Here is a 12765-nt window from a genome sequence, read left to right as displayed (position 1 = left end):
ACTTTTTCCATCGAATGTGCTTAACCGCAATGGCTGCAATTGGCCGCAGCGTGACGACTATTGCCCTGGAGATGGGATATGACAGCCCAGGGGCGTTTGCCACTATGTTCCGACGAGTCTTGGGCCGACCGCCTTCATTCTACTCATTCGCACCGGACGCAAAGAGGTGAGAAACCCCGACGGCGGCTGACCGCTAACGACCCGAAGCGGTCGTTGGCGAAATGCGGCGTGCAGCGAGAAACTGACGTTTGCACACGATGCTGGAGCGCCTTATGGATGAGGGCTTCTCTCGTGAACTGATCGCCGCTGATACCCGTAGGAAAACGCCCGCCTTTGGTTGAGGTGCGGGGCGTTTGAGTATGTGGTTGAATTCATCCATCACCCCATGCGCAAGGAGGCAACCATGAGCCGCTACGAAGGCAAGCCATTTCTAAAGCTAGTGGATTGCTACATTTTAAAATCCATTGGCAGGCTTGAGCCCGGGCAGTTGAGTGCTCTGGCCCAACTTGAACCCAAGCTACGCGAGACCTACGCCATCCAGGGAGTTTGGTTTGACATAGTCGCCAAACAGATGGATCTCCCAGATGACCTTCCCGGCCTGATCAACGCCCAATGGCACTCCTATTGCAACTACATGCACCAGAATGGCCTTGCTGCCGACCCCATGGAGTTTACCTACCGATTTGTAGATACCAACCTGGTTACTAGTTGAGGTGTGGGAAAAGGAGGCAGATCACATATAAAAATAGTGATCTGCCCCCTTTTTTGAAGCCGTTCTTTTCAAGGCCCATTCTCGACCCATAGCTGTCATTCGCAGAGGTCAGCTATTGGCCGATTGCTGCCGATTAAAGACACGTAGCGGTTGGACTGGAAGCATCCCGCGCAGCATAGGCGTATGCATAAAGCGTTGCGAGCATCGCCAACAGGGTCGCCCCCGTACCGATCAGGAACACCACCGCCATGCCCTCCTGGCGGGCTAACAGGCCGGCAAGCGGTGCGGCTAGGCCGATGGAGATATCGAAACAGGCGTCGTAAAAACCGATAGCTAGGCCCAAGCTATGGTGCGGAATGTTGCGAATCGCCACCAGTGCAAACAGCGGATAGATCATTGACACGCCGAAGCCGCTCAGTAGTGCACCGAGAATGGCGTAGCCTGGTGTCGGAGCCATCCACAACACGCCCTGGCCTGCTGCCTCAATGACCAACATCAGTAATGCCATGTTAGGCCCCACCGCAGTGTCCGATCGCGAACCCAGCAATAGGCGCGCACCCACATAGCCAGCGCCGAAGGCGGCCAGGGCATAACCGGCACCGTTCCACTGGTACTGAGCGTAGGTCAAAGTGATGAACGAAGATACCGTCACATAACCCACCGTGGCCAAGGCAAACACTAAGCCAGGACGCCAGATCTTGCTCAGCAGCTCTCCTATCCTCAGGGATTTCTCCACGGAATGGACCAGTCTGGCACCAGGGGTGCGCAGGGCGAGGATCAAACCCACCAGGGGGATGAACATGGTCACCAGTGAAACCCATGCAAAGCTCACCACCTCACCCAGCAATGCGGCCACTGCGGCGCCTGCGGAAATGCCACCGAACATGGCGATACCGATCCATGACAGTGCCTTGCCCGCCTTTGCGGCACCGAACATGCCGATCGGCCAAGTACTGCCACCAGTGAATAACTGGCCTTGAGCGAAGCCCATAGCAATACGCCCGGCGATAATAGCTACAAGGCTGATCAGAGGCGTTTCAACCAGCTGCGCCGCGACCAGGTAGCAACCACCGGAGATCGCACTCCCACTCAGGCCGAGCATGACTGTCCATTTAGGACCGCGACGGTCGGCGGCAGTGCCAGCAAAGTGCCGGGTCAGCAAGGTAGCCACAGACTCGATGCCCATCACACAGCCGACTACCAACATACCGTAGCCCAGTTGCCCATGGACCCAAAGTGGGACAGACGCCAGCGGCATGCCCATGGCCATTAGACCGAGAAAGACCACCACTGCGACCGGTAGTAATCGTCGGGTATCGCTTTGGATGGGTACTTGTGTTTCAACTGCCATGATCCAGATCCTTCTAGTACGTAAACAAGTTATTGCCGGGCGGGACGCCTCACACCAGCGTCGCCAGGAGTATTCCACCCTGCTACTTGAGTGTGAAATAAGTGCTCTTGCGCGGCATTCGACGACCTTCGAGGCACAGCGTCACCATGTGCCCCAGCGATAACAGGCCATCAGGATCAGTACTTCAGCGCTCCGCTACGGTAGGGTTGAACTGCGCCGTTGCCAAGGGCTACAGCGATCCACCGCCAGGGTGCAGGTGCAGGGGGCCAGTCACCGCGCATCCACACGGGAACAAGGCTACGAATGGAAGGATTCATAAAAACATTCGTTATATTTTCGAACTATTTTATAAGATAGGCCGACGAAAGGATCCAATACCCTTTTCGGACCGATTGATACCCAAGGATGAGCATGATCGACCTGCGCCGGCTGCGTTACTTTCTGATGGTGAGCGATGAGTTACACTTTGGCCGTGCCGCAACGCGCCTGCACATCGCGCAACCGCCGTTGACGCGGCAGATCTCGGCACTGGAGGCTGAACTGGGTTTTCGCTTGTTCGACCGCAGTTCTCGCAACGTCATCCTCACCGCAGAGGGCCGGCACTTCCTGCCCTACGCCCGCGCGGTGCTGGAGCAGGTGGAGCTGACGCAGGCCATCACCAGTAAACTGGCCGCAGGTGTCATGGGGAACTTGGCGGTGGGCTACGCCAGCTCCATCGCTCTGTCGGACGTTTTCAGCCAGACCATCCAGGCTTTCTGCTTCGCATGGCCGGACGTGCAGTTGAGCCTGGAGGAAGGCGCCTCCAGTACCCAATGGGCGCATATCATCGAAGGCCGCCTGGATATCGGCATGAGCCTCATGCAGCCACCGTGCGACGAGGCTGCCGTTCAGGCCCTATGTCTTGGCAACGAGCCACTGATAGCCGCCGTCGCCAGTGATAGTCCCCTCGCCCGGCAGACGCAGGTGACGTTGGCGCAATTGAGTGCTTACCCGCTGATCGCCTTCCCGACGGACTACGGCTCTGGCCTTAACGAAATCGTCGACACCCTCTACCGCCGCCACGCCCTCACGCGTCGGCCCGCGCCCACCGGCAAGCAGATCACCTCGATCATCGCGCTGGTAGCTGCGGGCCGGGGCGTGGCGGTGGTGCCCGAGTGCACGCAGACCTTGGCGAAGCGAGGCGAGTGACCTACCGGCCGCTGGCCGAACCCGATGCCTGCGCGCCGCTATTGGTGCTTACCCGCAAGCATGAGCGCCGCCCGTTGGTGAGGGCATTTGTCGATATGATTCAGCAAACGTTGGCGGCGAAGGTAGGGGAGCATTGATCCTACGCAGAATGTGCACCGCTAAACGGGCGCGTAGCAGGTGGAGCTTTACCAGCTCGTGACAATTTTTCACGTCCCATGCACGCCAGTCCCGCCGCCGACTTCGGGGTCAGGCCAGTTACTTCCGGGCCGAATGTAGATTTTCTCTAAACGCAGCTTCGGGCGGGAAGTCGGCAGAGCAAGAAACGGATAGCGCGACCGCAGAGCATCCGTTTTCATACTACGCCCAGCATAGGAGACGCCCATGGCTTACCGTATATCCGGCCTTTCACCTGAGCCCTTCGTGGCACTGTTCGGACGACCAGAGAAGGATCTGGAAGTACTCGGGGTCATGCGCTACCGAGTAGATAGCAAGCCAGGCTTTCCAGACCGTATCGAAATGAAGGACGCGGAGATAGGTCAGACTGTGCTATTGCTCAATCATGTCTGCCAGTCGGCGGATACCCCGTATCGCGCTTCCCATGCGATCTTCGTCCGGGAAGGCGCGACACAGGCGTACGATTCGGTTGACCAAGTTCCGGAATCCATGCGGATTCGGCTGCTGTCACTTCGCGCCTACGCAGAGAGCGGCATGATGGTTGATGCCGACGTAGTTGCAGGAGCCAAGGTCGAATTGGTGATCAACCGAATGTTCGCCGACCCCCGTGTCAGCTACATTCATGCTCATCATGCTAAGCAAGGGTGCTACTCAGCACGCATAGACCGTGCGTAGACCTAGCCTTAATCGGTTGCCTGAGGCGTATCCGACCGTCCATTTCTGGCCGATATTCCCTCTTGGCAAGCATTGACTCGAAGGGAAAGCTACGACGCTGGTTAGCTTCGCGGAGCGGCCTCGCCTGGTCTGAGCCCGCGTTGCTGAATTTACCCAGAGGCTGCATTCGAGCCATTGCGGATGGCCAGCCCCAGCACTGTAGCCGCTGCCGCAGGCTGCGCTGGCCTTCGACCACACTGGCAATCTTCAGCGTACCAGCGGCCAGCGCAGCCTGTCGGCAGCGGCTACAGTGCGTGGCCGAGCCTTAGCCGTCCGGCTGGAGGGCCGCTTCTGGCCGAAAGCTGGCATCAGCGATAGTCATCTCAAATGAGGCTTAGTTATGACCGCGCACACATTTGTCATTTGTTATTGCGAAACCCCGATCCTTTCATTAAGGTCGAACTATGCTTAGCAGAACATGGTCGGTTAGGAAACTCAGTGAAGCAGCGAGCTACTGTCATCTGTCGTCGAGGAGCCCAGGTGCTTTTTGTCCGTAGGGCAGGATCAAAATGGAATCTCCCGGGAGGACGTCCCATGCGGTCCGAATCACCGAAGAGCGCAGCATTTCGAGAACTGGAGGAGGAGACAGGTTTGAAGCCCATCGGGATGGTGCTTATCGCAAGATTTGAGACCCTTTCCGTTGAGCATTTTATTTTCATCGCAGACTTCGAGAAAGACTACTTTGCGGCAATGCCTTTGAACGAGATTACAGAGTGTCGATGGTGCAACCATCATCTAGAGACCCTCAGTTTAACGACGCATTCAAAATTGATACTCCGGACATTCCGCAGGGACATCAGGTCGGTCTGATTGGGATGTTCAGGGTATTCAGAGGTCAGCCCAGCCTGGCGGCTACGGCGTAGGGCTGAGCCGTGGCATTTGGGCGGGGGGCAGCCTCCGGCCGATAGCGGCCATCAGTGACGGGTATCAATCGGTGCAAATATGATGTACCCAGGCTCGGAAAAGGGCATGTTGGCAATCCTGCTCCCAACCCGGCCCCCGACTCTGCCAGCGTCAATTACACCGTTGTTTCAACGGCATATTCAGCGTCGGCTTGGCTATTTACCCCCATCTTGGCGCATGCCCAGATTTTTCTTGAATCCTCGTAAATTCATTGCGCCCAGCGAGACCTCCAATGTGATCAATGCGTAGGCATGATCATGCCAGCCCCAAATCACCCAGAGTGCATTGCTCAGTATGAAACACCAAAAACCGATGATCCGCCGCCTCGCCTGAGTAGAACCGGTGAACCAGGCGGCGAAGATAGTGACCGCCATCGCCGGCCATTGGACCCAATCGATCATAGGATGGGCTTGCCGCCAGTAACGCCGTAGCGGGTGCCGGAGATGTAGCTACCTTCGTCCGAGGCCAGCAGCACATAAATCGGCGCGACTTCCACGGGTTGGCCAGGGCGCCCCAACGGTGTCTGGGAACCGAACTGAGTCACCTCTTCATCAGGCATGGTGGCCACGATCAGTGGCGTCCAGATGGGGCCCGGTGCAACGCTGTTGACCCGTATGCCTCGTTCTCCAAGTAACTGCGCCAAGCCGGCGCTGAAGTTGGCGATGGCGCCTTTCGTTGTGGCATAGGCAAGCAGCGTCGGCTTGGGGGTGTCGGAATTAACCGAGCTGGTGTTGATGATTGAGGCGCCCGCCGACATGAAGGGCACCGCAGCCTGGCAGAGACGGAACATGGCGGTAATGTTGATATCGAAGGTCTTAACCCATTCTTCATCCGTGATGTCCTCGAAGCGTTCGTGGGTCATTTGAAAGGCTGCGTTGTTGACCAGCACATCAATACGCCCAAAGCGGGCAACCGTATCGTCGACGAGTTGCTGGCAAACCTGTTTCTTCGCCACATCGCCTGGCAACAGCAAGCACTGACGGCCAGCGGCTTCCACCCAGCGCGCGGTCTCTCGTGCGTCTTCGTGCTCGTCCAGGTAGGCGACGGCAACGTCGGCGCCTTCACGGGCAAAAGCGATCGCCACGGCACGACCAATGCCGCTGTCGGCGCCGGTGATAAGTGCAATCTTGCCTGCCAACTTGCCGCTGCCTTGGTAGCTTTGCTCACCGCAGTCGGGCACTGGGTCCATTTTGCGTTGCGACCCCGGCACTGCTTGAGGCTGGCTGGGGAAAGGCGGTTTGGGATAGTTACGCATGATTGAGGCCTCCTTGAATTTGCAGCGGGTACGTGCTTGAGAACCCTGAGGCGAGGTAAAAGTTGAGTCGGATCGCGGTCTACCTCGACCAGCGGGCCGTCGGGCGCGCAGGGCTCAGGGCCAACCACGCACTGAAATTGAGCTGAACTTTCAAGCCCGTGCGGCTCTCCCTTTTGAAACGGCTTACCAAGGAGACCCCCATCATGAAAACCACTCAACTGATCGGTCTGGCCTGCTGCGTGTTCATGCTGCACGGTTGCTTCAATGAAACCGATCACCCTGCCGAGGGCGCTGACCGCAGTAAGGCTTCCGTGCAAATGCAAAAACCGGACGCGCCCACTGGCGAGGCCACCCCGGCCGGCGAGCCTGGCAAAGCCAACCAGTAACTTTTAAATGTCAGGAGCACTTTCATGGAAGACTTCAAACCCTCGCGCCGTTACCTGCTTCAAGGTGCTGCCATAACCGCCGCCGTCGGTATCGCCGCGCCTTCAATGGCGCAAGCGGCGACAGCGACTGCCACTGCGCCGTTGCGTAACCCGCAGGGTGGTTTCCCCAAGCCGCCGTTTACCGAGCAGTCACAACCTTGGCCGGGACTGGCAGGAAGCATGAGCCCGCGCCCGGATCATGGCGAGCATAGCTATCAAGGCAGCGGCCAGTTGGTCGGTCGCAAGGCGTTGATCACCGGCGGTGATTCCGGCATTGGCCGTGCGGTGGCGATTGCCTTCGCTCGGGAAGGCGCCGATGTCGCCATTAACTACTTGCCTGCCGAAGAGCCGGACGCCAGGGAAGTGGTGAAGTTAATCCAGGACGCCGGCCGCAAGGCAGTGGCGTTGCCCGGTGATCTGCGTGACCCGGAATTCTGTCGAAGCCTGGTGCAGCAGGCCCATCAGGCCTTGGGTGGGCTGGATGTTCTGATCAGCAACGCCGGCCGCCAGCACAGCTTCGATTCGATCCTGGATATCCCAGACGATCAATTCGACTGGACGGTCAAGACCAACCTCTACGCCATGTTCTGGGTCACCAAGGCCGCAGTTGCGCTGATGCTGGAGGGAGCCGCCATCGTCTACACCGCGTCGGTCAATGCCTACGACCCGTCGAAGAATCTGCTCGACTACTCCATGACCAAGGCTGGCATCGCCAACTTCAGCAAGTGCCTGGCCAAGCAATTGGCGGATCGAGGTATACGCGTCAACGCAGTTGCGCCTGGACCGTTTTGGACCCCATTGCAGGTCAGTGGTGGTCAAACCATGGAAAAACTGAAGGCGTTTGGCAGTGACACGCCGCTCAAACGTCCAGGCCAGCCATCGGAAATCGCCTCACTGTACGTGCAACTGGCGTCGGCTAAGTCCACGTATGTGACCGGTCAGGTGTTCGGTGCCTCAGGGGGAGCCGGGCAGCCCTGAGTACCCAATTGCCGGTGGCGGGCTCGCTTCCCGGAAGGTAAAGGCAACTCAAGGAGTCATGATGCATCCTATGCAACTGCTTGAAGAACTGCTGTACGCCAGAGGCCCTGGAGGCGAAGAGGAAGAGGTGAGGGTGATATGCGAGCGCGAATTGCGCGAGCATTGCGATGAAACCTGGATCGATGATGCAGGCAACCTGATCGGGCTGATTCGCGCGCCCAACTCTCCCACCGACCATGCCCAGACCGCGACATCCGGCATGCTGATCATGGCGCATCTGGACGAAATCGCCATGGCAGTCCGCACCATCAACGACGATGGTTCATTGCAGGTCACCGCGTTGGGCGGCGCCAACCCGGTCAATTTCGGCATGTGCCCGGTCGATATTCTGGGCGATGCTGCCGTGCTGCCTGGCGTGCTTTCGTTTGGCAGCATGCATGTGACTCGGCAATCGCCGCAGGGAGCCGACGTTCAGGATGGCAATGTGCACTGGCGGGACGTGCACGTGGTCACCCGGCAAAGCCGCAGGCAATTGGAGGAGCAAGGCATTCGAGCTGGCACCCGAGTGGTGCTCAGCCAGCACTGGCGCAAACCGTTTTACCTTCAGGATGCTATTGGCGCGCACTTCATGGATGACCGCGCACCTGTGGTAGCAGTCCTGCAAGCGGCTGCCATGGTTGCCCTAACGCCAAGCCGCTTAGCCCAGGACACTTACTTCGCCTTCACCACCATGGAGGAGGAAACCAACGCAGGGGCACTGTTCGCAGCACACCATTTGCCATGTCGTACCGCCGTTGCGGTGGAAGTCGGCCCGATTGCAACGGAGTATGGCACCGAGCTATCGGCAAACCCCATCGTCGTAGTTGGCGACGAAAAAGGCCATTACACCCGTTCGGTCACCGATGCATTGATTGCCGCCACGCAACAGGCTGGCTACACGCCGCAACCGGCGTTTCTGGTGGATTTTGCCTCTGACGCCAGTGCGATATTGGCAGTAGGGGCCCTTGGCCGGGCGGGTTGTATCGCCATCCCCACCGAGAACACCCATGGCTTCGAGATAGTGTTGCCGGCGGGTATAGAGGCCTGTGCAAAGAGCTTGACCCGCTTTCTCATGCAGGGGCAAACATGATCGCCGTCACCGCTGCGGACTTGGGTATTGATATCAACGAGCCCGGTGGCAACGGCCTGTTTAAATGGCTTCTGGCCAGTTTTCTGATCGGCAAGCGGATTCACACCTCTGTGGCGGTTAAGGCTTTTCATCGGCTGGTCGACCAGGAGGGGGTGGGCACGCCTGAACAATTAGCCAAGTGCAGTCATGCCCAGTTCGTCAGGTGGTTGGGCGAGGCCGGCTATGCGCGATATGACGAATCCACCGCGAGGCGTTTGCGGGTACTGGTCCAACGCGTTAGCGAGGAACTGCAACCACAACTCCGTACGTTGTGCACTGGGGTTCACCGGGTCGCCGACTTCGAGCAGTGGCTACTAAGCTTTGAAGGGGTGGGGCCCAAAACTGTGGAGATATTCATGCGCGAAGCGGCGGGAACGCTGAACGATGCTTCGGCTGATCTCCTCAAACCGTACTAATCAGGAGCAACAACTATGCAACCACAAACAGAAGGTTTGGAAGAACAAGGTCCCGATCGCGTACCTTTCGTCAACGATCCCGCCAAGAACCGGAAAGAACGTGCTGAGCCTTCCGACGACGAGGCTGATGATGAGCCGGAGGAAGAGCGAGGCGCCGGATAAGCATGCGAGAGCCGCCTGAACTCAAAACATATTTAGTTCTGAAAATACCGGCTTGATAGGAAAGTCTTCGCGAGAGAACTCCCTGACCCTCTCGGAAGCAACGCCCGGTGGCGGGCAGCGAACCGCCTCTAACGCTTGCACAATAAGGTCATTCCCAGGTAGGAATTACGCGGGCATGTCGTCCCGCTCAATATCCAGGAGGACAATGAACCCACGGTCGGGCGTCACCTGGCGGCCAAGCTGGTATCGAATCTCGCAAAGGTTGCGCGACGAAGCATAAACCTGAACGCCACTGCCAAGATATTTTGCCGATCTCGGCGACGCTTGTCATAGCTTCCAAAACTGTGACGATGCACGCTACCGAGAAATCGACTGACGCATTTCTGCGCGTGACCACCACTACTACGGGGTAAAGAAACTTTCGATAATGGTGATTGGACCAGCCTCTTAATGACGCCGGCGATAAAGGCGGGCCATCAGGTATGCGCCAACGCCCACCGCCACCAGGGTGCATAGGGCACGGCTTAGGCGTCCGGGATTTGATCCACCTTGGACTGATGTTCCCGATGGCGTGAGCATTGCGTTCGCAGGCATTGAGGCGGCCCAAGGTTCGTGCGCCTCATCAGCGTCGAGGTGGACGGGGAGTACCGCGAGGCGCAGCTGCGAGCCGTCGTGCAAGGTCAGCATCAAGTCTTCGATAAAGCCCACTCTGCGTTCGGGAAATAACGGTTCACCGTTACCGTCCAGCGCGTCGTACAAGAATTGCTGGTCTTCGAGCCAGCCCACCGCGGTCAACAGGTCGGGGCTCAGGTAATACTTTTCGTCTAAGAAAAATCCGTGAAAATGGGAACCGTCACCTGGGTGCTCGATGTTGTACCGTTCGCCTGGTTTCATACCACTTAATGAATTCATGCTGGCAGATCTCCGGGTAATGTTCGGGGTAGTCGCGTGACCGTCATCAGCACTGCGGCTATACGCTCTGCAGTCTGGTAGCTGGGAGTGTCCAGTTCTTCACCGAACACGTCGGGGTCCAATTCCCGGTAGTCCCATTGAGACCCCGAGGCCTCCAGCAATGGCTGGACCTGCTGCAGAAACAGATCCTGGCCCTCGACCGAAGGCGCACCGGTATACAGCAGCAGCGTGCCGCCTGGTCTCAGGCGCCCCAGCGCCTGGGCGGCTATGCGTACCGACAGCGCCGAACCGAGGCCTTCACCGCCGTCGCGGTAGGCGCGCCCTTGGGTGTCATGCATGTACGGCGGGTTGGCGACGATCAAATCAAAGTCACCTTCCGTGCCGGCCAGGATGTCGCTGTGCCAGGCAGTGACGTTGTTCACGCCGGCCAGTGCCGCGTTGACGGCGGTGTAACGCAGCGCCGTGGGGTTGATGTCGACAGCGAGCACCTGGGCGGCGGGGCGGGCTCGGCCAATCAGCACCGCGCCAACGCCGCTGCCACAGCCGATGTCCACGGCGCGTTCGATAGGTTGGGTACGGGCAAGCAGGTGCGCCTCTATGGCTTGGGCGAAGCGGTAAGTATCCGGGCCGAAGAACACGGCATCATGGGCCACCGTGGGGTAGGCGGAATGCACCAGTAGCAAGTCGTCCAGGCTGGACCAGCGAATATCGCTGGCCCACAGACCCGCGTGCTCGCGCAGCACGCCGCCGCTGGCCAGTGCATCGAAGTCGTCCGCGGGCAGCAATTCACGGGCAAACGGCCGGCTCCAGCCGAATACGTCGCGCACCTGCCGGGCCACCCGGTTTTCGGCGCGTGCGTTGTTCCGCTGGTGGCTCAGCGGGGTAACAGTGATAAAACGGTAGCCAGATGCTTGCAGGCGACGGCCCAGTTGTAGGATAGACAGGTCGCAGCCCAGATCGTCAGCGTCTGCGGCCGGGGGCGTTGAATGCAGGGGCTGTGAAAGCATCATTGACCTCCTGCGCTGCTGAGCAGCCGGCTGAAAGCGCGCGTTGCGCGCAGGCCATCGGGAGTTGCATGGTTGCCGGGGTGCAACTGGGGGACCAGGCAGCGCAAGGCGTCAGGCGGCGTGGCCAGCGGCTCGGCAGCATCGTCTTCGGTCTGGACCGCACTGCGGTGGCGAAAGCGGGCGCGGAAGGGGTGGCCGTTCCGGCTGGCCTCCCAGGTGCCGGCAATCCATTCGTGCAGCAGTTGTTGCTCATAGCCGTTGAATACGCCAAACATCGCGGCGCCAGGGCCGTCGATCAACTGCCAGAACCGGCTCAAGGCTGGGTCCTGGTGGCGCTTGATCCAGCCCCTGGCCTGGAGGGCGTCGAGAAATGCCGGAATTTGCGCGGGCTTCTGCAGCCACTGATTGACAGTCTTGCCATCCAGTTGGCAATAGTCCGAATGCATGTGCTGGCCAAACTCGCGTTTGCGCTCGAGCATGGCCACCACTTCGTGCGCAAGGTCGAATCCCTGGATCACCCCTGTCGAACTCACGCCCAATTCATTCAGGTTATAGCCGGCGCGCATGCGTTCCAGGAATGAGGCGGGCGCCGGGCTCTTGGCCAGGAAGGCGAAGACGGCCTCGATGGCCTTGCGTGCGTGTCCGCAGCTGGCGTTGTCGATGGTGACGTGCAAGGTGAAATAGTAAGGGTCGATACCCAACTCGTTGAGTTCGAACGAGGTAATCAGCAAATGCAGCGGCAGCTGTTCGTAACCCAGGTTGTAGCCAATCAGCTCCGGCAGGTAGTCATCGCCTACCGTGCCCAGCGCCAGTTGCAGTGCACCCTGCACGTACAGGCCGGCATCCAGGGGCTGGGTGGCGGCGCAGTCGTGGTCGGCGAGCAGTTTGCGGTACAGCGCCACATGGTTGAGGGCGGGTTCACCGTCGCCCAGCTCTTCAAGATAGGTGCGAATCAGGCCCTGGTAACGCCAGTCGTCGACGTGTTGCAGTGTGCCGTACAGCCAGGCGCCATCCACCATTTTGGTGGGCGCCACATGCTGCAGGAAATACAGCGCGTGGGCCTTGCCGCTGAAATAGCGGCGCGGAGCGCCCTCGTGGCGCTTCTTCAGGTAATGAGCGTAGTCCTGCGCGACCTGCTTCACTTTCGCGGTCATCCAGTCGGCCAACGCCGCAGGGTCATCCGGCAGCTCGCAGGGCAGGGCGGCAGCGGCCGCCAAGTGCTGGTTGAGGAACGAGCGCAAGCTGTCCTCGCCGACTCGCCCCCCACCTTGCAGCAAGTCGTGGTAGATGTTCACTGCATCACGGGGCTCGGCACAGGGCAGGGAGGCAATGGCAACAAGGGGCTTGAGAACGGTCATGGCGGGATACTTTGTCGTTGTGTACCCATGTGAAACCGGCGG

15 protein-coding genes and 1 pseudogene are annotated in these 12765 nt (G+C 59.2%); 10 read left to right on the top strand and 6 right to left on the bottom strand.

Features of this window, described 5'->3' with window-relative positions; translation table 11 throughout:
* The first annotated feature begins 14 nt into the window (after nucleotides 1-14).
* On the top strand, nucleotides 15-170 hold the full coding sequence (locus AC0Z2B_RS16185; RefSeq protein ID WP_476298075.1) for a helix-turn-helix domain-containing protein: 156 nt from the start codon (nucleotides 15-17) through the stop codon (nucleotides 168-170).
* A gap of 233 nt (nucleotides 171-403) precedes the next feature.
* The gene (locus AC0Z2B_RS16180; protein ID WP_476297979.1) at nucleotides 404-712 is read left to right on the top strand and encodes a hypothetical protein; all 309 of its coding nucleotides are present in this window, start codon (nucleotides 404-406) and stop codon (nucleotides 710-712) included.
* A 133-nt stretch (nucleotides 713-845) separates the two neighbouring features.
* On the opposite strand, the gene AC0Z2B_RS16175 is transcribed toward AC0Z2B_RS16180, so the two are convergent.
* Complete coding sequence (locus AC0Z2B_RS16175; RefSeq protein WP_476297977.1) at nucleotides 846-2063, bottom strand: MFS transporter; 1218 nt, start codon at nucleotides 2061-2063, stop codon at nucleotides 846-848.
* A gap of 411 nt (nucleotides 2064-2474) precedes the next feature.
* Between AC0Z2B_RS16175 and AC0Z2B_RS16170 the strand changes: the two are divergent.
* From AC0Z2B_RS16170 to AC0Z2B_RS16160, 3 genes and pseudogenes are all read left to right on the top strand, one after another.
* Nucleotides 2475-3388 (top strand): annotated as a pseudogene (locus AC0Z2B_RS16170) (LysR family transcriptional regulator).
* Nucleotides 3389-3632: 244 nt separating this feature from the next.
* Nucleotides 3633-4100 carry a DUF1203 domain-containing protein gene (locus tag AC0Z2B_RS16165; protein ID WP_476297975.1) on the top strand — a complete coding sequence of 156 codons (468 nt, stop codon included), beginning with the start codon at nucleotides 3633-3635 and terminating at the stop codon, nucleotides 4098-4100.
* A gap of 366 nt (nucleotides 4101-4466) precedes the next feature.
* A complete protein-coding gene (locus AC0Z2B_RS16160; RefSeq protein WP_476297973.1) occupies nucleotides 4467-4949 on the top strand; it encodes an NUDIX domain-containing protein in 483 nt (160 codons plus the stop codon).
* Between the two features lie 248 nt (nucleotides 4950-5197).
* Here AC0Z2B_RS16160 and AC0Z2B_RS16155 read toward each other — a convergent pair whose 3' ends face one another.
* Complete coding sequence (locus AC0Z2B_RS16155; protein ID WP_476297971.1) at nucleotides 5198-5443, bottom strand: hypothetical protein; 246 nt, start codon at nucleotides 5441-5443, stop codon at nucleotides 5198-5200.
* On the bottom strand, nucleotides 5440-6297 hold the full coding sequence (locus AC0Z2B_RS16150; RefSeq protein WP_476297969.1) for an SDR family oxidoreductase: 858 nt from the start codon (nucleotides 6295-6297) through the stop codon (nucleotides 5440-5442). Before AC0Z2B_RS16150 ends, AC0Z2B_RS16155 begins: the two co-directional genes overlap by 4 nt.
* Before the next feature lie 203 nt (nucleotides 6298-6500).
* Here AC0Z2B_RS16150 and AC0Z2B_RS16145 point away from each other — a divergent pair, with 203 nt between their 5' ends.
* The 5 genes from AC0Z2B_RS16145 to AC0Z2B_RS16125 all read left to right on the top strand — a co-directional run bounded on the left by AC0Z2B_RS16145 (nucleotide 6501) and on the right by AC0Z2B_RS16125 (nucleotide 9446).
* Nucleotides 6501-6683 carry a hypothetical protein gene (locus AC0Z2B_RS16145; protein WP_475503322.1) on the top strand — a complete coding sequence of 61 codons (183 nt, stop codon included), beginning with the start codon at nucleotides 6501-6503 and terminating at the stop codon, nucleotides 6681-6683.
* A gap of 24 nt (nucleotides 6684-6707) precedes the next feature.
* On the top strand, nucleotides 6708-7700 hold the full coding sequence (locus tag AC0Z2B_RS16140; protein ID WP_476297967.1) for an SDR family oxidoreductase: 993 nt from the start codon (nucleotides 6708-6710) through the stop codon (nucleotides 7698-7700).
* 70 nt (nucleotides 7701-7770) lie between these two features.
* Nucleotides 7771-8829 carry a zinc-binding metallopeptidase family protein gene (locus AC0Z2B_RS16135; protein ID WP_476297965.1) on the top strand — a complete coding sequence of 353 codons (1059 nt, stop codon included), beginning with the start codon at nucleotides 7771-7773 and terminating at the stop codon, nucleotides 8827-8829.
* Complete coding sequence (locus AC0Z2B_RS16130) at nucleotides 8826-9284, top strand: HhH-GDP family DNA glycosylase (protein WP_476297963.1); 459 nt, start codon at nucleotides 8826-8828, stop codon at nucleotides 9282-9284. Before AC0Z2B_RS16135 ends, AC0Z2B_RS16130 begins: the two co-directional genes overlap by 4 nt.
* A 15-nt stretch (nucleotides 9285-9299) precedes the next feature.
* Nucleotides 9300-9446 carry a hypothetical protein gene (locus AC0Z2B_RS16125; RefSeq protein WP_476297961.1) on the top strand — a complete coding sequence of 49 codons (147 nt, stop codon included), beginning with the start codon at nucleotides 9300-9302 and terminating at the stop codon, nucleotides 9444-9446.
* Between the two features lie 447 nt (nucleotides 9447-9893).
* On the opposite strand, the gene AC0Z2B_RS16120 is transcribed toward AC0Z2B_RS16125, so the two are convergent.
* From AC0Z2B_RS16120 to AC0Z2B_RS16110, 3 genes are read right to left on the bottom strand one after another with little or no spacing between them, the layout of a single operon-like run.
* Nucleotides 9894-10358, bottom strand: coding sequence for a short chain dehydrogenase (locus AC0Z2B_RS16120; RefSeq protein WP_476297959.1), 465 nt, complete (start codon nucleotides 10356-10358; stop codon nucleotides 9894-9896).
* Nucleotides 10355-11365, bottom strand: a complete 1011-nt coding sequence (locus AC0Z2B_RS16115; RefSeq protein ID WP_476297957.1) for a methyltransferase — start codon at nucleotides 11363-11365, stop codon at nucleotides 10355-10357. Before AC0Z2B_RS16115 ends, AC0Z2B_RS16120 begins: the two co-directional genes overlap by 4 nt.
* Entirely contained in the window at nucleotides 11365-12723 is a 1359-nt protein-coding gene (locus AC0Z2B_RS16110; RefSeq protein WP_476297955.1) for an iron-containing redox enzyme family protein, read from the bottom strand. Before AC0Z2B_RS16110 ends, AC0Z2B_RS16115 begins: the two co-directional genes overlap by 1 nt.
* Nucleotides 12724-12765: the final 42 nt, after the last annotated feature.

It is taken from the genome of Pseudomonas sp. GYB4201, assembly GCF_056312595.1.
This window is presented reverse-complemented; position numbering and strand designations above follow the sequence as displayed.

What these genes read in the sequence shown, in the direction of transcription:
- AC0Z2B_RS16185 (WP_476298075.1), top strand. Translation starts at nt 15, where the DNA reads ATGTGCTTAACCGCAATGGCTGCAATTGGCCGCAGCGTGACGACTATT.
- AC0Z2B_RS16180 (WP_476297979.1), top strand. Translation starts at nt 404, where the DNA reads ATGAGCCGCTACGAAGGCAAGCCATTTCTAAAGCTAGTGGATTGCTAC.
- AC0Z2B_RS16175 (WP_476297977.1), bottom strand. Translation starts at nt 2,063, where the DNA reads ATGGCAGTTGAAACACAAGTACCCATCCAAAGCGATACCCGACGATTA.
- AC0Z2B_RS16165 (WP_476297975.1), top strand. Translation starts at nt 3,633, where the DNA reads ATGGCTTACCGTATATCCGGCCTTTCACCTGAGCCCTTCGTGGCACTG.
- AC0Z2B_RS16160 (WP_476297973.1), top strand. Translation starts at nt 4,467, where the DNA reads ATGAGGCTTAGTTATGACCGCGCACACATTTGTCATTTGTTATTGCGA.
- AC0Z2B_RS16155 (WP_476297971.1), bottom strand. Translation starts at nt 5,443, where the DNA reads ATGATCGATTGGGTCCAATGGCCGGCGATGGCGGTCACTATCTTCGCC.
- AC0Z2B_RS16150 (WP_476297969.1), bottom strand. Translation starts at nt 6,297, where the DNA reads ATGCGTAACTATCCCAAACCGCCTTTCCCCAGCCAGCCTCAAGCAGTG.
- AC0Z2B_RS16145 (WP_475503322.1), top strand. Translation starts at nt 6,501, where the DNA reads ATGAAAACCACTCAACTGATCGGTCTGGCCTGCTGCGTGTTCATGCTG.
- AC0Z2B_RS16140 (WP_476297967.1), top strand. Translation starts at nt 6,708, where the DNA reads ATGGAAGACTTCAAACCCTCGCGCCGTTACCTGCTTCAAGGTGCTGCC.
- AC0Z2B_RS16135 (WP_476297965.1), top strand. Translation starts at nt 7,771, where the DNA reads ATGCAACTGCTTGAAGAACTGCTGTACGCCAGAGGCCCTGGAGGCGAA.
- AC0Z2B_RS16130 (WP_476297963.1), top strand. Translation starts at nt 8,826, where the DNA reads ATGATCGCCGTCACCGCTGCGGACTTGGGTATTGATATCAACGAGCCC.
- AC0Z2B_RS16125 (WP_476297961.1), top strand. Translation starts at nt 9,300, where the DNA reads ATGCAACCACAAACAGAAGGTTTGGAAGAACAAGGTCCCGATCGCGTA.
- AC0Z2B_RS16120 (WP_476297959.1), bottom strand. Translation starts at nt 10,358, where the DNA reads ATGAATTCATTAAGTGGTATGAAACCAGGCGAACGGTACAACATCGAG.
- AC0Z2B_RS16115 (WP_476297957.1), bottom strand. Translation starts at nt 11,365, where the DNA reads ATGCTTTCACAGCCCCTGCATTCAACGCCCCCGGCCGCAGACGCTGAC.
- AC0Z2B_RS16110 (WP_476297955.1), bottom strand. Translation starts at nt 12,723, where the DNA reads ATGACCGTTCTCAAGCCCCTTGTTGCCATTGCCTCCCTGCCCTGTGCC.